Consider the following 13,803-nt stretch of genomic DNA (forward strand, 5'->3'; position numbering starts at 1 on the left):
TGGCGCCGCGACGCAATTCGTGGTCTGCATCTTGCTCGACCTGCCGCTCCGCACGCCCCGAGGCGGCGGCCCGAGGAACCTTCACAGCACACGAGGAGACACGAACGATGAACGCCAGCTTCCCCCAGACCCGCTTCGCCCCCCTCGACGCCAGCGGCGTGGCGCTGCCGATGGACCTCGTCTTCATCGACGGCTTCGTCGGCGAGACGGTGATCGGCATCTTCGAGGACGAGCTGCACGACACGCAGCCGGTGCGCATCGACCTGCAGGCGGGCGTGCCGCGCGTGCGGGCCTGCGAGACCGACCGCATCCACGACACGATCGACTACGGCGTGGTGCGCGAGCGGCTGCTGCGCCTGCTGGCCGGGCACCGCGTGCAGCTGCTCGAGGCGCTGGCGGAGTCGATCGCGGAGATGCTGCTGCGGGAGTTCGGGGCGCACTGGGTGCGGGTCGCGGTGGCGAAGCCGCGCAAGTTCAGGGACGTGGAGTCGGTGGGCGTGGTGATCGAGCGGCGCGCCGACGAGCCGCGGGCCGCGCAGCGCGCCGACCGGGGCGGCGCGGTGCTGTCGCTGATCGGTGCCGGGATGGTGCCCGGGGCCGACTGAGGGAGGAGGGGGGCACCGCCCGCCAGGGCACGCGCCGCGTGAGCGGCAAGTCGGGCGGTGCCGTTCCGGATCAGTCCTTGAGCGTGGCGCTCCTCCTTCAGGCAGCGGCCTGGAACGGGTGGGTCGCGTTGGCCTTCTTGGCCACCACCTCCGCGGCCGAGGGCTCGCAGCGCACGGCGCGGGCGATCGCCTCGCGCGTGGCGCGGTAGTTGTAGTCCTGGATCTTCTGGTCGTCCTCGGCCAGCCAGTGGATGAACACGCCGACGCAGACGAACAGGTTGTCGGCCTCGTCCTGCGGGATGGTGCCGTCCTCGACGCTGTCGGCCACGGCCATCGCGACCGCGCGCTGCGCCGGGCCGAACATCTGCACCGCCTGCTTGGCGCCCTTGATCGTGACCTTGTTGAACATCACGGTGTTGGGCTTGGTCAGCAGGTTGGGCGCGACCACCGCGAGCAGCGAGGTGAAGCCGTCCTTGTTGTTGACCAGCGCGTTGGCGAAGGCGGTCTCGGCGGGGCTGCCGCGCGGGCCGATGATCAGGTCGATGTGGGCGACTTCGTTGCCGTCGCCGACCAGCGATTCGCCGACGAGCATGCGGTCGATCTTTGCCATGGGTCTGTCTCCGTTGAGGAAAGGTTGATGGTGGTGCCCGAGGAGACTCCTCCCCCCGGCGGGGAGGGCAGCTATCACGTTCCGTGCCACAGCCAGGCGCGGCTCACGCGGTGATCCCAGCCGGGCTCGAGCAGCGTGGCCAGCAGCAGCGTCGCCACCGCCAGATCGGCGCTGGTGCCGGGGTTGAGGCCCTGTGCCTTCAGCGATTCGTCCCACACCGCGAAGCAGGGGTCGGCATCGAGCGCGGCGCCGCGCAGCGCGCGCTGCCGCCAGACCTGTGCCTGCGCCATGACACTGTGTGCCGCCGGCTCGCCGTGCTTTCGCACAATGTGTGAATCGGGCCAGCGCGCCGCGAACGCGAGCCACGCGGCCTGCACCGCGGCGGCGACGCCGCGCGGAGCCGCGGCGCGGAAGGCTGCCAGCCCGGTGTCGAACAGGTCCTCGAAGCCCAGCGCGTACTGGCGCGCGATGCTGTCGCGGTGCGCGGCCAGCGCCATCGCCTCGCGCAGCGCGAGGCTCGGCGCCTCGGCCACGTCCTGCTCGGCCGCGCGCCCGAGCCCGCCCGGGTTGGCGAGCGCGATCGCGCGGTAGGCGGCGCGCGCGTCGTCCACGTCGAGGCCGTCGAGCACCTGCTCCACCGCGCGGCGCAGCGCCGCGGCGTCGCCCGGCGCGGGCCGGCGCTCCAGCGCCGCGGCGATCGGCGCGCACAGCAGCACGATGCCGAGGTTGGTGTTACAGCCGGCCGCCGCGACCGTGGCCCGCATCGCCGACTCGATGCGCTCGCCCACCGGGCGGCCGCGCGCGAACAGCGCCGGCGCGGCGGCCGCCGCGCTCCTGAGGAACATCGCCGCGTCCATGCGGTGCCCCTCCGAATGGCCGCTGACGTTGCCGGGCTTGCGCACCGCGACGTCGAGCTCGCAGGCGAGCAGGAAGGCGTCCCGGCCCGGCCCCTGCCAGGCGGCGGTCTCGAGCGGCCCGGGCCGCAGCAGCGCGCTCATGCGCTGCGCTCCTGCGGGCCGCCCGCGCGCTGCCGCGCCTCGGCCAGCCGCCGGTCGAGCAGGTCGTCGACGATCGCACGCGCGATGCGCAGCGGCGTGACGCGCTGCAGCCCCTGCCAGGCCGCGACGCCGTTGACCTCCAGCACGAGCAGCCCCTGCGGCGCGGCGGCCGACAGCGGCGCGGGGATGAGGTCCACCCCGGCGTAGTCGAGCCCGAGCGCCTGCGCGGCGGCAACCGCCAGCCGCGCCAGCGCCGGCGTGAGCGCCGCCGCCTCGCAGCGCGCGCCCTGCGCGACGTTGTGCACCCAGTGCTCGCTCACGCGCCGCATTGCCGCGACCGCGCGCCCGCCGATCACCATCACGCGCCAGTCGTGGCCGGGCGCGCCCATTGGCGGCACGAAGCGCTGCAGGTAGGCGAGCGAGCCGTAGGCGCCGTCGAGCGGCGGCAGCGGCCGGTGCGCGCCGTCGACGCGGCCGACGAGCTGCAGGCCCTTGCCCTGCGAGCCGAACAGCGGCTTGAGCACCAGCGCATGGCCCGCCGCGCTCTCGCGCATCACGATGCGCTGCGCCTGCGCCGCCGACTCGGTGGCCCAGGTCGGCGGCGCGGGGATGCCGGCCGCGTGCAGCAGCAGGCTCGTCATCGACTTGTCGACGCTGCGCTCGATCGCGCGCGCGTCGTTGTAGACCGGCACGCCCAGCTCGCGCAGCGCGTGCAGCACCCCGAGGCGCTTGGTCACCTGCTCGAAGCTGCCGCCGGCGATGCCGCGCACCAGCACCGCGTCGGGCAGCGCGCGGCCGAAGCCGGGCAGCGCGAGGCCGTGCCAAGCGGCCGTCGTGTCGACGCGGCAGTCGGCGAGGTCGAGGCAGCGGCCCTCGGCGCCGCGCGCGCGCAGCGCCCGCTGCAGCTCGCGCGTGTGCCAGCCGGTCTCGTCCGTCATGATCGCCACGCGCGTCATTCGTGCGCTCCTTGGCGCCACAATTGCTGCAGCAGCGGCATCTCGAGCCGCCCGCCGTGCCAGGTGTTGCCGCTGTCGAGGTTGGTGACCCAGGCCTCCGCGGGCGCGAACAGGCTGGGGTCGATCTTGTAGAAGTCGTGGCCGGCGTCCCTGAAGATCTCCGCGAAGGAGCGGCCGTGGTCGGGCGAGTGGATCGACGGCAGCTGCTGCGCCAGGCGCCGCGCCGCCTCGTCGTCGCCGCGCACGCACAGGTGCACGCGACCGCCGTAGAGGATCGCGTCGTTGGTGCGGCCCATCGCCTGCAGCCCGTCCGGGCTCGGCGCGGGCAGCGGCGCGCTCGCGTTGCCCTCGACGATGCGCCCGAGCGGGAAGCCGCTCACGTGCGCCTTGTGCAGCGCCACCTCCAGCACGCGCGCCACCACCTGCGTGGTGCCGGCGAGGCTCGCGGTCGGCGTGACGATCAGCGTCAGCGCCCCGGGCGGCAGGCCGCAGTCCGCGAGCACCTTGTCGACGATCACCCGCGGCGGCAGCCGGTCGACCTCGAGCACCAGGCAGCCGCTGTCGGCGCGGTCGCGGTAGCCGAGCTCGGCGAAGAGCTCCTCGCGCGCGGCGAGCGCGCGCGCCGGGCCGGAGCCGAGCGAGAAGAACTTCCTGCCGCCGGTCTGCTCCTTGGTCGCCGACAGGCTCCAGCCCGCGTACTGGCTGCCGAGGCAGGCGAGCACCGGCTGGGAGCTGCTCACCTCGAGCCAGGTCGGCCAGCCTTCGCGCGGCGTGGCGGCGAGGTGCACGCGGCCGAGCCCGCCCATGCAGATCTCGGCGATCGCGAGGCCGGCGGCGATGCTGCCCTGCGCCTCGATGCCGGCGTCGACGATGCAGGTGCCGCGCTCGTCGCGGTGCAGCGCGAGGCGCAGCTCGTCGGCGCGCGCCAGCAGCTGCGCGACGCGCGCCGCGGCGAGCCGGTTGACGCTGAGCGCGGGCGGCCGCTCAGCCGGGGAGGAGGGGGCTTGCGCAGCCTCGTTCATGGCATGTCTCCAGGAAGTCCAGTACGGAATCACGGCGCTGCACGAGGCGCGCCCGCACCTCCCCGGCGTCGCGGCCGGCGGCGCTGACGCTGCATACCGGGCTGCCGGGGATGAATCGGCTGCCGGCACGCGGCAGGTCGTGGGTCGAGGCCTGCCGCGCGAGCGCGCACACGGCCCCGGCGTCGAGCGCGAGCGCCCGGCGGGCATAGACGATCTCGTGGCCCTGCACCGCGGCGGCGGGCGCGGGCGGCGCGGGCAGCAGGCCTTCGAGGCAGGCGCGCACGTGGGCGCGCATCAGGCCGCCCGGCAGCGCCCGGGCGTGCAGCGCCATGCTCGCCGAGGGGCGCGGATTGATCTCCAGCACCAGCGCCTCGCCGCCGTCGCCGAGCAGGAAGTCGAGGCTGCCGAGGCCGCGCAGCGCGAAGCGCCGGGCGAGCGCCTGCAGCGCGGCGTCGAGCCGGGCGGCGACGCCCGGCGCCGGCGGCACCGGCCCGATCGCGCCGCAGTAGACGTGGGGGTGGCGCCGGCCGTCGAGCTCGACCGGGCGCACGATCAGCGCGTTGAAGCCGACGATGCGCGCCCGCGCGCCGTCGGCGACGAAGAGCGCCGACATCGGCGCGCCGCCCGCCTCGCGCTGCCAGTAGGCGGCGGGCCCGGCCGGCTCGGCGGCGGCCTGGGCCGCGGCGGCGATGTGCCAGCCGCCGGCGGCGTCGCCGCGCTTGCGCAGCCAGCCGGCCGGCTGCGCGGGGGCGTCGAAGCGCACCTCGGGATGCGGGATGCCGAGCGCGTCGAGCGCGGCGAAGAAGCGGCGGGGGTCGCGCACCTCGCGCACCGCGTCGGCGCCCATGCCGATCAGCGGCAGCACCGCGGCGCCGCGCTCGAGCAGTTCCGGCTGGTCCTCGAAGCCGCTGCCGGCCACCCAGCCGAGCGGGCGGCGGCGCTCGCGCAGGTCCGCGAGCGCGGCAAGGAAGCGCGCCGCATCGAGCCGCAGCGCGCCGGGCGTGCCGATGTCCTGCCAGTGCGCGGCGACGCGCCGCAGGTCGAGGTCGCCGAAGGCGTCGAGCGCGAGCGGCGCGTAGCCGTCGCGCGCGGCGGCCTCGGCCGTCATGCGCGCCGACAGCCCCGCGAGCACCAGCGCGTCCATGCGGAGCCCGTCAGTCGCCCTCGGCCAGCATCTCGCAGGCGAGCGCGTAGGCCTCGGGAAAGCCCAGCGAGAGCGGCCGGTCGGCGTCGCGCATGCGCGCGAGCAGCCGGTGCTGCACCTGGTACTTGACGTTGCCGACGGCGAGCGCGCCGATGCCCACCGCCTTCGAGTCCGGCAGCGGCTTGCCCATGTCCATCACGCCGACGCCGGCCAGACCCTCGGGCGGCACCGCGTTGACGTCGGCCGCGACGAGCAGGCGCGTCGCGGCGCGGCGCTCGCGCTCGCCGAGCACCTGCACGCCGGCGGCCGCGGTGCCGAGCACCACGTCGGCCTCGGCCGCGGCCTCGCGCACCTCGTCGGCGCCGCGGCAGGACAGGCCCTCGAGCGTGCAGCCGAAGCGCTCGCCGGTCTCGCGCGCGGCGCGCTGCGCGGCCTCGAGCCCGGAGTGGCTGCCGAGCCGCACGCTCGCGCCTTCCCGCGCCGCGAGCACGCCGGCGATGCGGCCGACGGTGCCGGTGCCGCCGAGGATCAGCACGCGCTTGTCCGCGAGCGCGGTGCCGTGCGCCTTGCGCAGCTGCGCCTGCACGCAGGCCACCAGCGCCGCCGCGGTGGTGTAGGAGCCGCTCGGGTCGGCGAAGACCGGCACGTCGAAGGGCGGCACCATCGCGCGGCGCGCGTCCTCCAGCATGTCGGCGGCGAGCAGCACGTCTCGCCCGCCGATGAAGATGCCGGTGCGCGCCACGCCCTTGGGGCCGCGCGAGAAGATCGCGTCCTGCGTCAGCCCGGTGAGGGCCTTGCGGTCGACCGAGGCGTAGGGCAGCACGAGCTGCCAGCCGGCGTCGGCGGCCATGTTGCTGTCGAAGGGGCTGATGTGCGGCCCCGGGGTGAACATGTGGAGGATGTAGGGTCGTTCCATGGAGGCGGGCTCGGGCAGGGTGGGAAAGCGGAAGGGGGCTCAGGCGCGGGCGAGCGCGCGCTCGGCCGGCCGCAGCTCGATGTCGGCGCCGCGGTTGCGGGCGCGCACCACGTGCAGGCGCAGGCCGGGCTCGACCAGGCCGGCCTCGGCCGCCTGCCGCACCAGCGCCTGCGCCTCGGCGGCACCGGGCAGCACCGCGAAGCCGGTCGGCCCCCAGGAGCTCTGGCCGATCGCGGCGGGCGCGCGCGCGCCGATCCACTCGAGCAGGCGGCCGACGCGCGGGCTGGTCCAGGCGCTGCCTTGCTGCGCCGGCGCGAAGTGGCCGCCGAGCAGCTGCTGCATGCGCGTGAGGCCCTGCGCGAAGGGCTCGAGCTGGCCGGCGGCGGCGCCGGGCAGGATCTGCATCAGCGCGCGGTGGCAGATCTCGGCCGCCGCGTCGCGCGGGAAGGGCGGCAGGCTCGCGATCGCGCGCCGCTCCTCCGCGCCCGACAGCCCGGCCTGTCCCGGCTCGAGCACCAGCAGCACGCGCCAGGCGTCGGGAAAGTGCAGCCGCGCCAGCAGCGGCGCGACGCTGTCGCCTTCGCCTGGAGCGCCCGGGCCGCCGTCGAGCAGCAACCCGCCGCGCTCGAAGCCGGCGATGCCGACGCCCGAGCGCAGGCCGCGGCCGAGCCAGTGCGCGAGGCGTTCGGACGGCAGCGCCAGGGCGTGCAGCGCCGCGAAGGCGCGGCCGACCGCGAGCGCGAGCTGCGTGCCGGAGCCGAAGCCGGCGTGCGGCGGCAGCGAGCGGTGCAGCCGCAGGCTCAGCGGCTGCGCGAGCCCGGCTTCGCGGCGCAGCGTGCGCAGGTGGTCCGCCGCGCGCTCGAGCTCCGAGGGGTCGCCCTCCGGCCCGGCTTCCAGCCGGTCGCGGTCCGCGCGAGCGAGCTCGACCACGGTCTCGAACTCGTCGATCACGAGGCCGAGGCTGCCGAAGCGCCGGCCGAGCGAGGCGCCGGGGTCGAGGAAGCCCAGGTGCAGCCGCGCGGGCGCCCGCACCACCACGGCGTCCGCGGAAACGCGGCGGCGGGGCGGCGACGAAGTGGGGATCGGGGAAGCTCGCAAGGGGCGGCCTTTCGCGAAGTGATGCGGGGGCCGTTAGCAAAGCCCGTTCCGCGAGGCGCGATGCCTGCGGGAGCGCCGGGCCGCCGCGCGCGGCGCGGGCGGGGCTGTGGCGGATCGGGGACACAGTGTCACCACCGTGCCCGCGGTCCCGCACAGCCTGCTGCGCCGGCGCGCGCGCCGCGCCGCCGCGCTCCCGGGAGGCGACGCGCGGCGGGGCGTGCCGCGGCTTGGCATGTGCCTTGCCGTTGCGCCCTGCGGGACGATTCACGGAATACCGACAACGGAGACGACCGCCTCGTGCGGGACCATGGAAAGGAAGTTCTGGATGTCCATTCCCCCGCGCAGCGGCGAAGCAGCGCCGCGAGCCCATTCGCGCCGGCAGGATCTCGGCTTCGGCCACTCCCCGTCCAGCGCGCTGCTGCCTCCCGACCCGGCCCATGTGGAGACGATCGCGCAGTCGCACGCGCGCTGCGCCGCGCTCGGCCTCAGCCGCATCGAGCCGCTCGATGCCGCGCCGGCGCTGCGCGTCGAGCTGGAGACCGCCCGCACGCGGCACCAGCGCCTGCTGCAGCACGCGGTGCCGCTGATGGAGCTGCTGCTGGAGCAGATCGTCGCGACGCAGAGCATGGTGCTGCTCGCCGACACGCAGGGCACCGTGCTGCATTCGGTCGGCGAGGCCCGCTTCCTCGAGCGCGCATCGCGCATCGCGCTGGCGCCGGGCACGAACTGGGCCGAGTCGAGCCGCGGCACCAACGGCATCGGCACCACGCTTGTGACCGAGGCGCCGACGGTCGTGCACGCCGACGAGCACTACCTGCACGCGATCGACTTCCTGACCTGCTCGGCCGCGCCGATCTTCGACCCGCGCGGCAACCTGCTCGGCGTGCTCGACGTCACCGGCGACCACCGCTCCTACCACCTGCACACGATGGGGCTGGTGAAGATGTCGGCGCGCATGATCGAGAACCACTGCCTGGCCGACGACTTCCGCGACGAGTTGCGCCTGCACTTCCACCACCGGCCCGAGTTCATCGGCACGCTCAGCGAGGGCATCGTCGCGGTGGGCCGCGACGGGCGGCTGCTCGGCGCGAACCGCAGCGCGCTCGACCAGCTCGGCATGAGCGGCGCGGCGCTGCGCATGAACAGCCTCGCCGGCGTGTTCGGCGCCACGCTCGACGAGCTCGTCGACCACTTCCGCAGCGCGGCGGCGGCGCCGATGCGGCTGTGCCTTGGCGACGGGCGGGCGCTGTACGTGCAGGCCCGCGTCAACTGGCCGCTGTGGCACTCGCCGGGCAGCGTGGTGTCCCGCGTGCTCGCCGCCGACTGGACCCCGCCGTCCTGGGAGTCGCCGCGCGTGCCGCCCTCGCGCCAGCCTGCCGAAGGCGCGGTGGGCGCGGCCTCTGCGCCGCCGCGGGTCGCGCCCGCCGTGGCCAGGCCGGCGCCGGCGCGCCGCGGCGAGGGCCGGGCCCTGGCCGGGCTGCAGACGGGCGATGCGCAGATGGACGCGGTGGTCTCCAAGCTGCGCCGCGTGCTCGACCGCGAGATCTCGGTGATGATCCTCGGCGAGACCGGCACCGGCAAGGAGCTGCTCGCGCGGGCGACGCACGACGATTCGTCGCGCGCCGCGGCGCCCTTCGTCGCGGTGAACTGCGCGTCGATCCCCGAGGCGCTGATCGAGGCCGAGCTGTTCGGCTACGAGGACGGCGCCTTCACCGGCGCGCGGCGCAAGGGCGCGGTCGGCAAGATCGCGCAGGCCGACGGCGGCACGCTCTTCCTCGACGAGATCGGCGACATGCCGCTGGCGCTGCAGGCGCGGCTGCTGCGCGTGCTGCAGGAGCGGCAGGTCACGCCGCTCGGCAGCGTACGCGCCACGCGCGTGGACCTGAGCATCATCTGCGCCACGCACCGCAACCTGCGCGAGATGATCGCGCGCGGCGAGTTCCGCGAGGACCTCTACTACCGGCTCAACGGCCTGGTCGTGAAGCTGCCGCCGCTGCGCGAGCGCGGCGACCTGCTGACGCTGGCGCAGAAGATCCTGCGCGAGCAGTGCGAGGGAGGGGGGGAGCCGCCGGCGCTCGCGCCCGAGGTGCTGCGGCTGCTGAAGCGGCATGCCTGGCCGGGCAACATCCGCCAGCTCGTCAACGTGCTGCGCACTGCGGCGGTGATGGCCGAGGGCGAGGCGCTGATCACGCGCGCCCACCTGTCGGACGATTTCCTCGAGGAGGCCGCGGGGCTGCCGCTGCCCGAGGGCGGCCTGCCGGCGGCGGCGAGGGAGCCGGCGCCGCCCGAGCCTGCGCCGCCGCGCCGCGAGCCGGCAGGGACCGATTCCTCGACCACGCTCGAGCAGGTCGAGCTGCGCACCATCTTCCGCGCCGTCGAGGCCTGCCGCGGCAACATCTCCGAGGCCTCCAAGCGCCTGGGCATCAGCCGCACCACCATCTACCGGCGCCTGCGCCGCTACGGCGGGCCGAGCGGCACCCCCTGAGGTCCGGCCGGGGCGCGCCGCCGCCCGGCGGCAGCCCGTTTGCCCGTCGGGACGCGGGGCGCGCCGGAGATTGACGCAGGTCCAGCTTGTTCGTCACGGGAAGAAAGCGGCCCTTGAAAACGGCCGCCCTCCGCCTTAAATCCGGAGCAATCGGAGGATTTCCCCATGCGAATCGACAAGCTCACCACCCGTTTCCAGGAGGCGCTCGGCGAGGCCCAGAGCCTGGCGCTGTCCCACGACCACCCCTACATCGAGCCGGCGCACGTGCTGCTGGCGATGCTGCACCAGGACGAGGGCCCGAAGGCGCTGCTGCAGCGCGCCGGCGTCAACACCACCGCGCTGCAGAACGCGACCGAGGCTGCGCTCAAGCGCCTGCCGCAGGTGCAGGGCGCCGAGCAGGTGCAGGTCGGGCGCGACACCGTCTCGCTGCTGCAGGCCGCCGAGAAGGAGGCCAACAAGCGCGGCGACCAGTTCATCGCGAGCGAGATGTTCCTGCTCGCGCTCGCCGACAGCAAGATCGACCTCGCCGCCACCGCGCGCGAGCACGGCCTGACGCGCAAGTCGCTCGAGGCGGCGGTCGACGCCGTGCGCGGCGGCCAGAAGGTCGACAACGCCGAGGCCGAGGGCCAGCGCGAGGCGCTCAAGAAGTACACGCTCGACCTCACCGAGCGCGCGCGCCAGGGCAAGCTCGACCCGGTGATCGGCCGCGACGACGAGATCCGGCGCGCGATCCAGGTGCTGCAGCGGCGCAGCAAGAACAACCCGGTGCTGATCGGCGAGCCGGGCGTCGGCAAGACCGCGATCGTGGAAGGCCTCGCGCAGCGCATCGTCGCCGGCGAGGTGCCCGAGACGCTCAAGGACAAGCGCGTGCTGGTGCTCGACATGGCGGGGCTGCTCGCCGGCGCCAAGTACCGCGGCGAGTTCGAGGAGCGGCTGAAGTCGGTGCTCAAGGAGGTGGGCCAGGACGAGGGCCGCATCATCCTCTTCATCGACGAGATCCACACCATGGTCGGCGCCGGCAAGGCCGAGGGCGCGATCGACGCGGGCAACATGCTCAAGCCCGCGCTCGCCCGTGGCGAGCTGCACTGCATCGGCGCGACGACGCTGGACGAGTACCGCAAGCACATCGAGAAGGACGCCGCGCTCGAGCGCCGCTTCCAGAAGGTGCTGGTGGACGAGCCGAGCGTGGAGGCCACCATCGCGATCCTGCGCGGCCTGCAGGAGCGCTACGAGGCGCACCACAAGGTCGAGATCACCGACCCGGCGATCGTCGCCGCGGCCGAGCTCAGCCACCGCTACATCACCGACCGCTTCCTGCCCGACAAGGCGATCGACCTGATCGACGAGGCCGCGGCCAAGATCAAGATCGAGATCGACTCCAAGCCCGAGGCGATGGACCGGCTCGACCGGCGCATGATCCAGCTGAAGATCGAGCGCGAGGCGATGAAGAAGGAGACCGACGAGGCCTCGCAGAAGCGGCTCGCGCTCATCGAAGAGGAGCTGATGCGGCTGCAGCGCGAGTACAACGATCTCGAGGAGGTCTGGAAGCACGAGAAGGCCAATGCGCAGACCTCGGGCGACGTGCGCGAGGAGATCGAGCGGGTCAAGTTCCAGATCGAGGAGCTCAAGCGCAAGGGCGACTTCAACAAGGTCGCCGAGCTGCAGTACGGGCGCCTGCCCGAGCTCGACAAGCGGCTGAAGGAGGCGCAGGCCAAGGAGTCGGGCAGTGACGGCTCGACCAAGCCGACGCTGCTGCGCACCCAGGTCGGCGCCGAGGAGATCGCAGAGGTCGTCGCGCGCGCCACCGGCATCCCGGTCTCGAAGCTGATGCAGGGCGAGCGCGAGAAGCTGCTGCAGATGGAGGCGCGGCTGCACGAGCGCGTCGTCGGCCAGGACGAGGCGATCCAGGCGGTCAGCAACGCGATCCGGCGCTCGCGCGCGGGCCTGTCCGACCCGAACCGCCCGACCGGCTCCTTCCTGTTCCTCGGCCCCACGGGCGTCGGCAAGACCGAGCTGTGCAAGGCGCTGGCCGGCTTCCTGTTCGACAGCGACGACCACATGATCCGCATCGACATGAGCGAGTTCATGGAGAAGCACTCGGTGAGCCGCCTGATCGGCGCGCCCCCGGGCTACGTCGGCTACGACGAGGGCGGAACGCTCACCGAGGCGGTGCGGCGCAAGCCCTACAGCGTGCTGCTGCTGGATGAAGTCGAGAAGGCGCACCCGGACGTGTTCAACGTGCTGCTGCAGGTGCTCGACGACGGGCGGCTGACCGACGGCCAGGGCCGCACGGTGGACTTCAAGAACACCGTGATCGTGATGACCTCCAACCTCGGCAGCCACCTGATCCAGGCGATGGCCGGCCAGCCCTACGAGGACGTCAAGGACGCGGTCTGGGGCGAGGTGAAGCAGCACTTCCGTCCCGAGTTCCTGAACCGCATCGACGAGACGGTGGTGTTCCACGCGCTCGGCCAGGACCACATCCAGTCGATCGCGAAGATCCAGCTGCGCGCCCTGGAGCTGCGGCTCGAGAAGATGGACATGAAGCTCGAGGTCTCGGACGCGGCGCTCTCGGAGCTCGCCAAGGTCGGCTTCGACCCGGTGTTCGGCGCGCGGCCGCTCAAGCGCGCGATCCAGCAGCGCATCGAGAACCCGGTCGCCAAGCTGATCCTGGAAGGCCGCTTCGGCCCGAAGGATGTGATCCCGGTCGACGTGGTCGAGGGCGACAAGGGAGCCGAGTTCTCCTTCTCGCGCACGGTGCACTGAGCGCCGCGGTCAGGGACTTTCCTTATCAGGGCGGGCCGGCCTCCGGGCCGAACCCGCCCGACCAAGGAGCCGCCTTTCCAGGCGGCTTTTTTCTTGATGGGACCACGAGAGGCGGCGGGCGGCCCGCCGCCCGTTCGCCGGTCGCCTGGGCGAAGGGTGGGGCCGTTTGCCTGCGGGCCAGGTAAAGGGACGGCTGCCGGATAAAGGCCAAAGGCCGTCGAGAGAAGCCGCCGGGATCGGGGGCGAGCGGCGTTCCGCTGCCTGGGTTCAGGGCCAGGCCTGACGGACGCACCGGGACGCGATCCGGACCCCCGGGAGAGCGCCCTCAAGCACGCGGCGTTTTCCAGGCAGCGAGCTTGCCCACCGCCGCCCAGGCCGCGATGCCGAACCCGATGCCCAGGACCGGTTCGGCAAGAGGAGCCACCGCGCTGCCCAGTCCGGCCCCCCAACTGGTCGCCCACATGCTCGCGCCGGCCTGCCCGGCGATCGTGACCGCCCGCCATGCGGTGAGCTGGCGACGATAGGCCTCGATGCCCAGTTGCACGAGGGCCCCGGCGAGGGCGGCGGGCCCCGGTCCTTTGGAGAGCGTCTGCGCGACGAGGCCTCCGCACCGGCTCGCGCCGATCTTGATGGCTTCCTGGCAGGCCGCCTTGGCGACGGCGCGTGCGCCGCCCTGCAGTGCCACCCGCGCGCCCTGCTTGCCTGCAGCCTTGGACAACCTGTGCAGCCGCAGTCTCCGCAGCCGGGCGACCCTCAGGCGGCTGCTTTTCGCCTTCGGTGCGTCGAGCCGGTGGAGGCCGGCAGAACGGCTCCGTTCCGTCCGCCGGGCCCCTCCGTCTCCCTCCGATCCCTCGGCGCTCGCTTCGCAAGTTCGCTCTGGATGCTCAGCCACTCCCGCTCTCCTATCCGGTGCACGTCATCAACCCCGGGCGCACCTGGGCTCGCGGTCGAAGGTCTTCACCGCCATTGTCGGGCCGCAAGGCCGGGTGTGAAGCGCCGCTGGCATTTCGAGTCGCCGCCAAGCGCGGCGACGACGACCTGAGGACGCTGCCGATTCAGGCGGCGAAATCGGCGGTGATGACGGCGCACAAGCGCAGCGACCGGATCTCGCAATGGGTGGTGCAGTTGAAGGCGTGCCTGGGCTGGCTCTGTTGCACAAATGAATTGAGGGGGAGCTTCCCCTGACCCCGGGCGGAGTTATGC

At 73.8% G+C, this 13,803-nt stretch carries 11 protein-coding genes and 1 pseudogene; 4 read left to right on the forward strand and 8 right to left on the reverse strand.

Annotated elements, in window-relative coordinates; all coding sequences use genetic code 11:
* The first annotated feature begins 107 nt into the window (after positions 1-107).
* Positions 108-605: a dihydroneopterin aldolase gene (locus D3A59_RS21285; protein WP_240636162.1), complete on the forward strand. Its 498-nt coding sequence runs from the start codon at positions 108-110 to the stop codon at positions 603-605.
* Positions 606-702: 97 nt separating this feature from the next.
* Here the strand turns inward: D3A59_RS21285 and fae are convergent, their stop codons facing one another.
* The 7 genes from fae to D3A59_RS21320 form a co-directional block, all read right to left on the reverse strand.
* Positions 703-1,215, reverse strand: coding sequence for a formaldehyde-activating enzyme (fae, locus tag D3A59_RS21290; RefSeq protein ID WP_119157338.1), 513 nt, complete (start codon positions 1,213-1,215; stop codon positions 703-705).
* Between the two features lie 74 nt (positions 1,216-1,289).
* Complete coding sequence (locus tag D3A59_RS21295) at positions 1,290-2,213, reverse strand: triphosphoribosyl-dephospho-CoA synthase (protein WP_119157339.1); 924 nt, start codon at positions 2,211-2,213, stop codon at positions 1,290-1,292.
* Positions 2,210-3,169 (reverse strand): ATP-grasp domain-containing protein, encoded by a 960-nt coding sequence (locus tag D3A59_RS21300; RefSeq protein ID WP_119157340.1) that lies wholly within the window; start codon positions 3,167-3,169, stop codon positions 2,210-2,212. Before D3A59_RS21300 ends, D3A59_RS21295 begins: the two co-directional genes overlap by 4 nt.
* Positions 3,166-4,191: a methenyltetrahydromethanopterin cyclohydrolase gene (gene mch, locus D3A59_RS21305; RefSeq protein ID WP_119157341.1), complete on the reverse strand. Its 1,026-nt coding sequence runs from the start codon at positions 4,189-4,191 to the stop codon at positions 3,166-3,168. The genes D3A59_RS21300 and mch overlap by 4 nt, the downstream gene beginning before the upstream one ends.
* Complete coding sequence (locus tag D3A59_RS21310; protein WP_119157342.1) at positions 4,154-5,335, reverse strand: ATP-grasp domain-containing protein; 1,182 nt, start codon at positions 5,333-5,335, stop codon at positions 4,154-4,156. Before D3A59_RS21310 ends, mch begins: the two co-directional genes overlap by 38 nt.
* Before the next feature lie 10 nt (positions 5,336-5,345).
* Entirely contained in the window at positions 5,346-6,251 is a 906-nt protein-coding gene (locus tag D3A59_RS21315) for an NAD(P)-dependent methylenetetrahydromethanopterin dehydrogenase (RefSeq protein ID WP_119157343.1), read from the reverse strand.
* A 39-nt stretch (positions 6,252-6,290) separates the two neighbouring features.
* Positions 6,291-7,289, reverse strand: a complete 999-nt coding sequence (locus D3A59_RS21320) for a beta-ribofuranosylaminobenzene 5'-phosphate synthase family protein (protein ID WP_240636163.1) — start codon at positions 7,287-7,289, stop codon at positions 6,291-6,293.
* A 385-nt stretch (positions 7,290-7,674) separates the two neighbouring features.
* Between D3A59_RS21320 and D3A59_RS21325 the strand changes: the two genes are divergently transcribed.
* Both D3A59_RS21325 and clpB read left to right on the forward strand, forming a co-directional pair.
* Entirely contained in the window at positions 7,675-9,834 is a 2,160-nt protein-coding gene (locus D3A59_RS21325) for a sigma-54-dependent Fis family transcriptional regulator (RefSeq protein WP_119157344.1), read from the forward strand.
* Positions 9,835-9,999: 165 nt separating this feature from the next.
* Positions 10,000-12,600, forward strand: a complete 2,601-nt coding sequence (gene clpB / locus D3A59_RS21330) for an ATP-dependent chaperone ClpB (protein ID WP_119157345.1) — start codon at positions 10,000-10,002, stop codon at positions 12,598-12,600.
* 325 nt (positions 12,601-12,925) lie between these two features.
* On the opposite strand, the gene D3A59_RS21335 is transcribed toward clpB, so the two are convergent.
* Positions 12,926-13,318 (reverse strand): hypothetical protein, encoded by a 393-nt coding sequence (locus D3A59_RS21335; RefSeq protein ID WP_119157346.1) that lies wholly within the window; start codon positions 13,316-13,318, stop codon positions 12,926-12,928.
* Between the two features lie 302 nt (positions 13,319-13,620).
* Here D3A59_RS21335 and D3A59_RS26980 point away from each other — a divergent pair.
* A pseudogene (locus tag D3A59_RS26980) lies at positions 13,621-13,746 on the forward strand (IS110 family transposase); the annotation flags it as partial.
* Positions 13,747-13,803: the final 57 nt, after the last annotated feature.

The sequence above is a fragment of the Caldimonas tepidiphila genome, assembly GCF_003569765.1.
In the GTDB taxonomy this organism is placed as follows: domain Bacteria; phylum Pseudomonadota; class Gammaproteobacteria; order Burkholderiales; family Burkholderiaceae_C; genus Caldimonas; species Caldimonas tepidiphila.

Coding starts and splice junctions, on each gene's coding strand:
- D3A59_RS21325 (WP_119157344.1), top strand. CDS start 7,675: ATGTCCATTCCCCCGCGCAGCGGCGAAGCAGCGCCGCGAGCCCATTCG.
- D3A59_RS21315 (WP_119157343.1), bottom strand. CDS start 6,251: ATGGAACGACCCTACATCCTCCACATGTTCACCCCGGGGCCGCACATC.
- D3A59_RS21310 (WP_119157342.1), bottom strand. CDS start 5,335: ATGGACGCGCTGGTGCTCGCGGGGCTGTCGGCGCGCATGACGGCCGAG.
- clpB (WP_119157345.1), top strand. CDS start 10,000: ATGCGAATCGACAAGCTCACCACCCGTTTCCAGGAGGCGCTCGGCGAG.
- mch (WP_119157341.1), bottom strand. CDS start 4,191: ATGAACGAGGCTGCGCAAGCCCCCTCCTCCCCGGCTGAGCGGCCGCCC.
- D3A59_RS21300 (WP_119157340.1), bottom strand. CDS start 3,169: ATGACGCGCGTGGCGATCATGACGGACGAGACCGGCTGGCACACGCGC.
- D3A59_RS21295 (WP_119157339.1), bottom strand. CDS start 2,213: ATGAGCGCGCTGCTGCGGCCCGGGCCGCTCGAGACCGCCGCCTGGCAG.
- fae (WP_119157338.1), bottom strand. CDS start 1,215: ATGGCAAAGATCGACCGCATGCTCGTCGGCGAATCGCTGGTCGGCGAC.
- D3A59_RS21285 (WP_240636162.1), top strand. CDS start 108: ATGAACGCCAGCTTCCCCCAGACCCGCTTCGCCCCCCTCGACGCCAGC.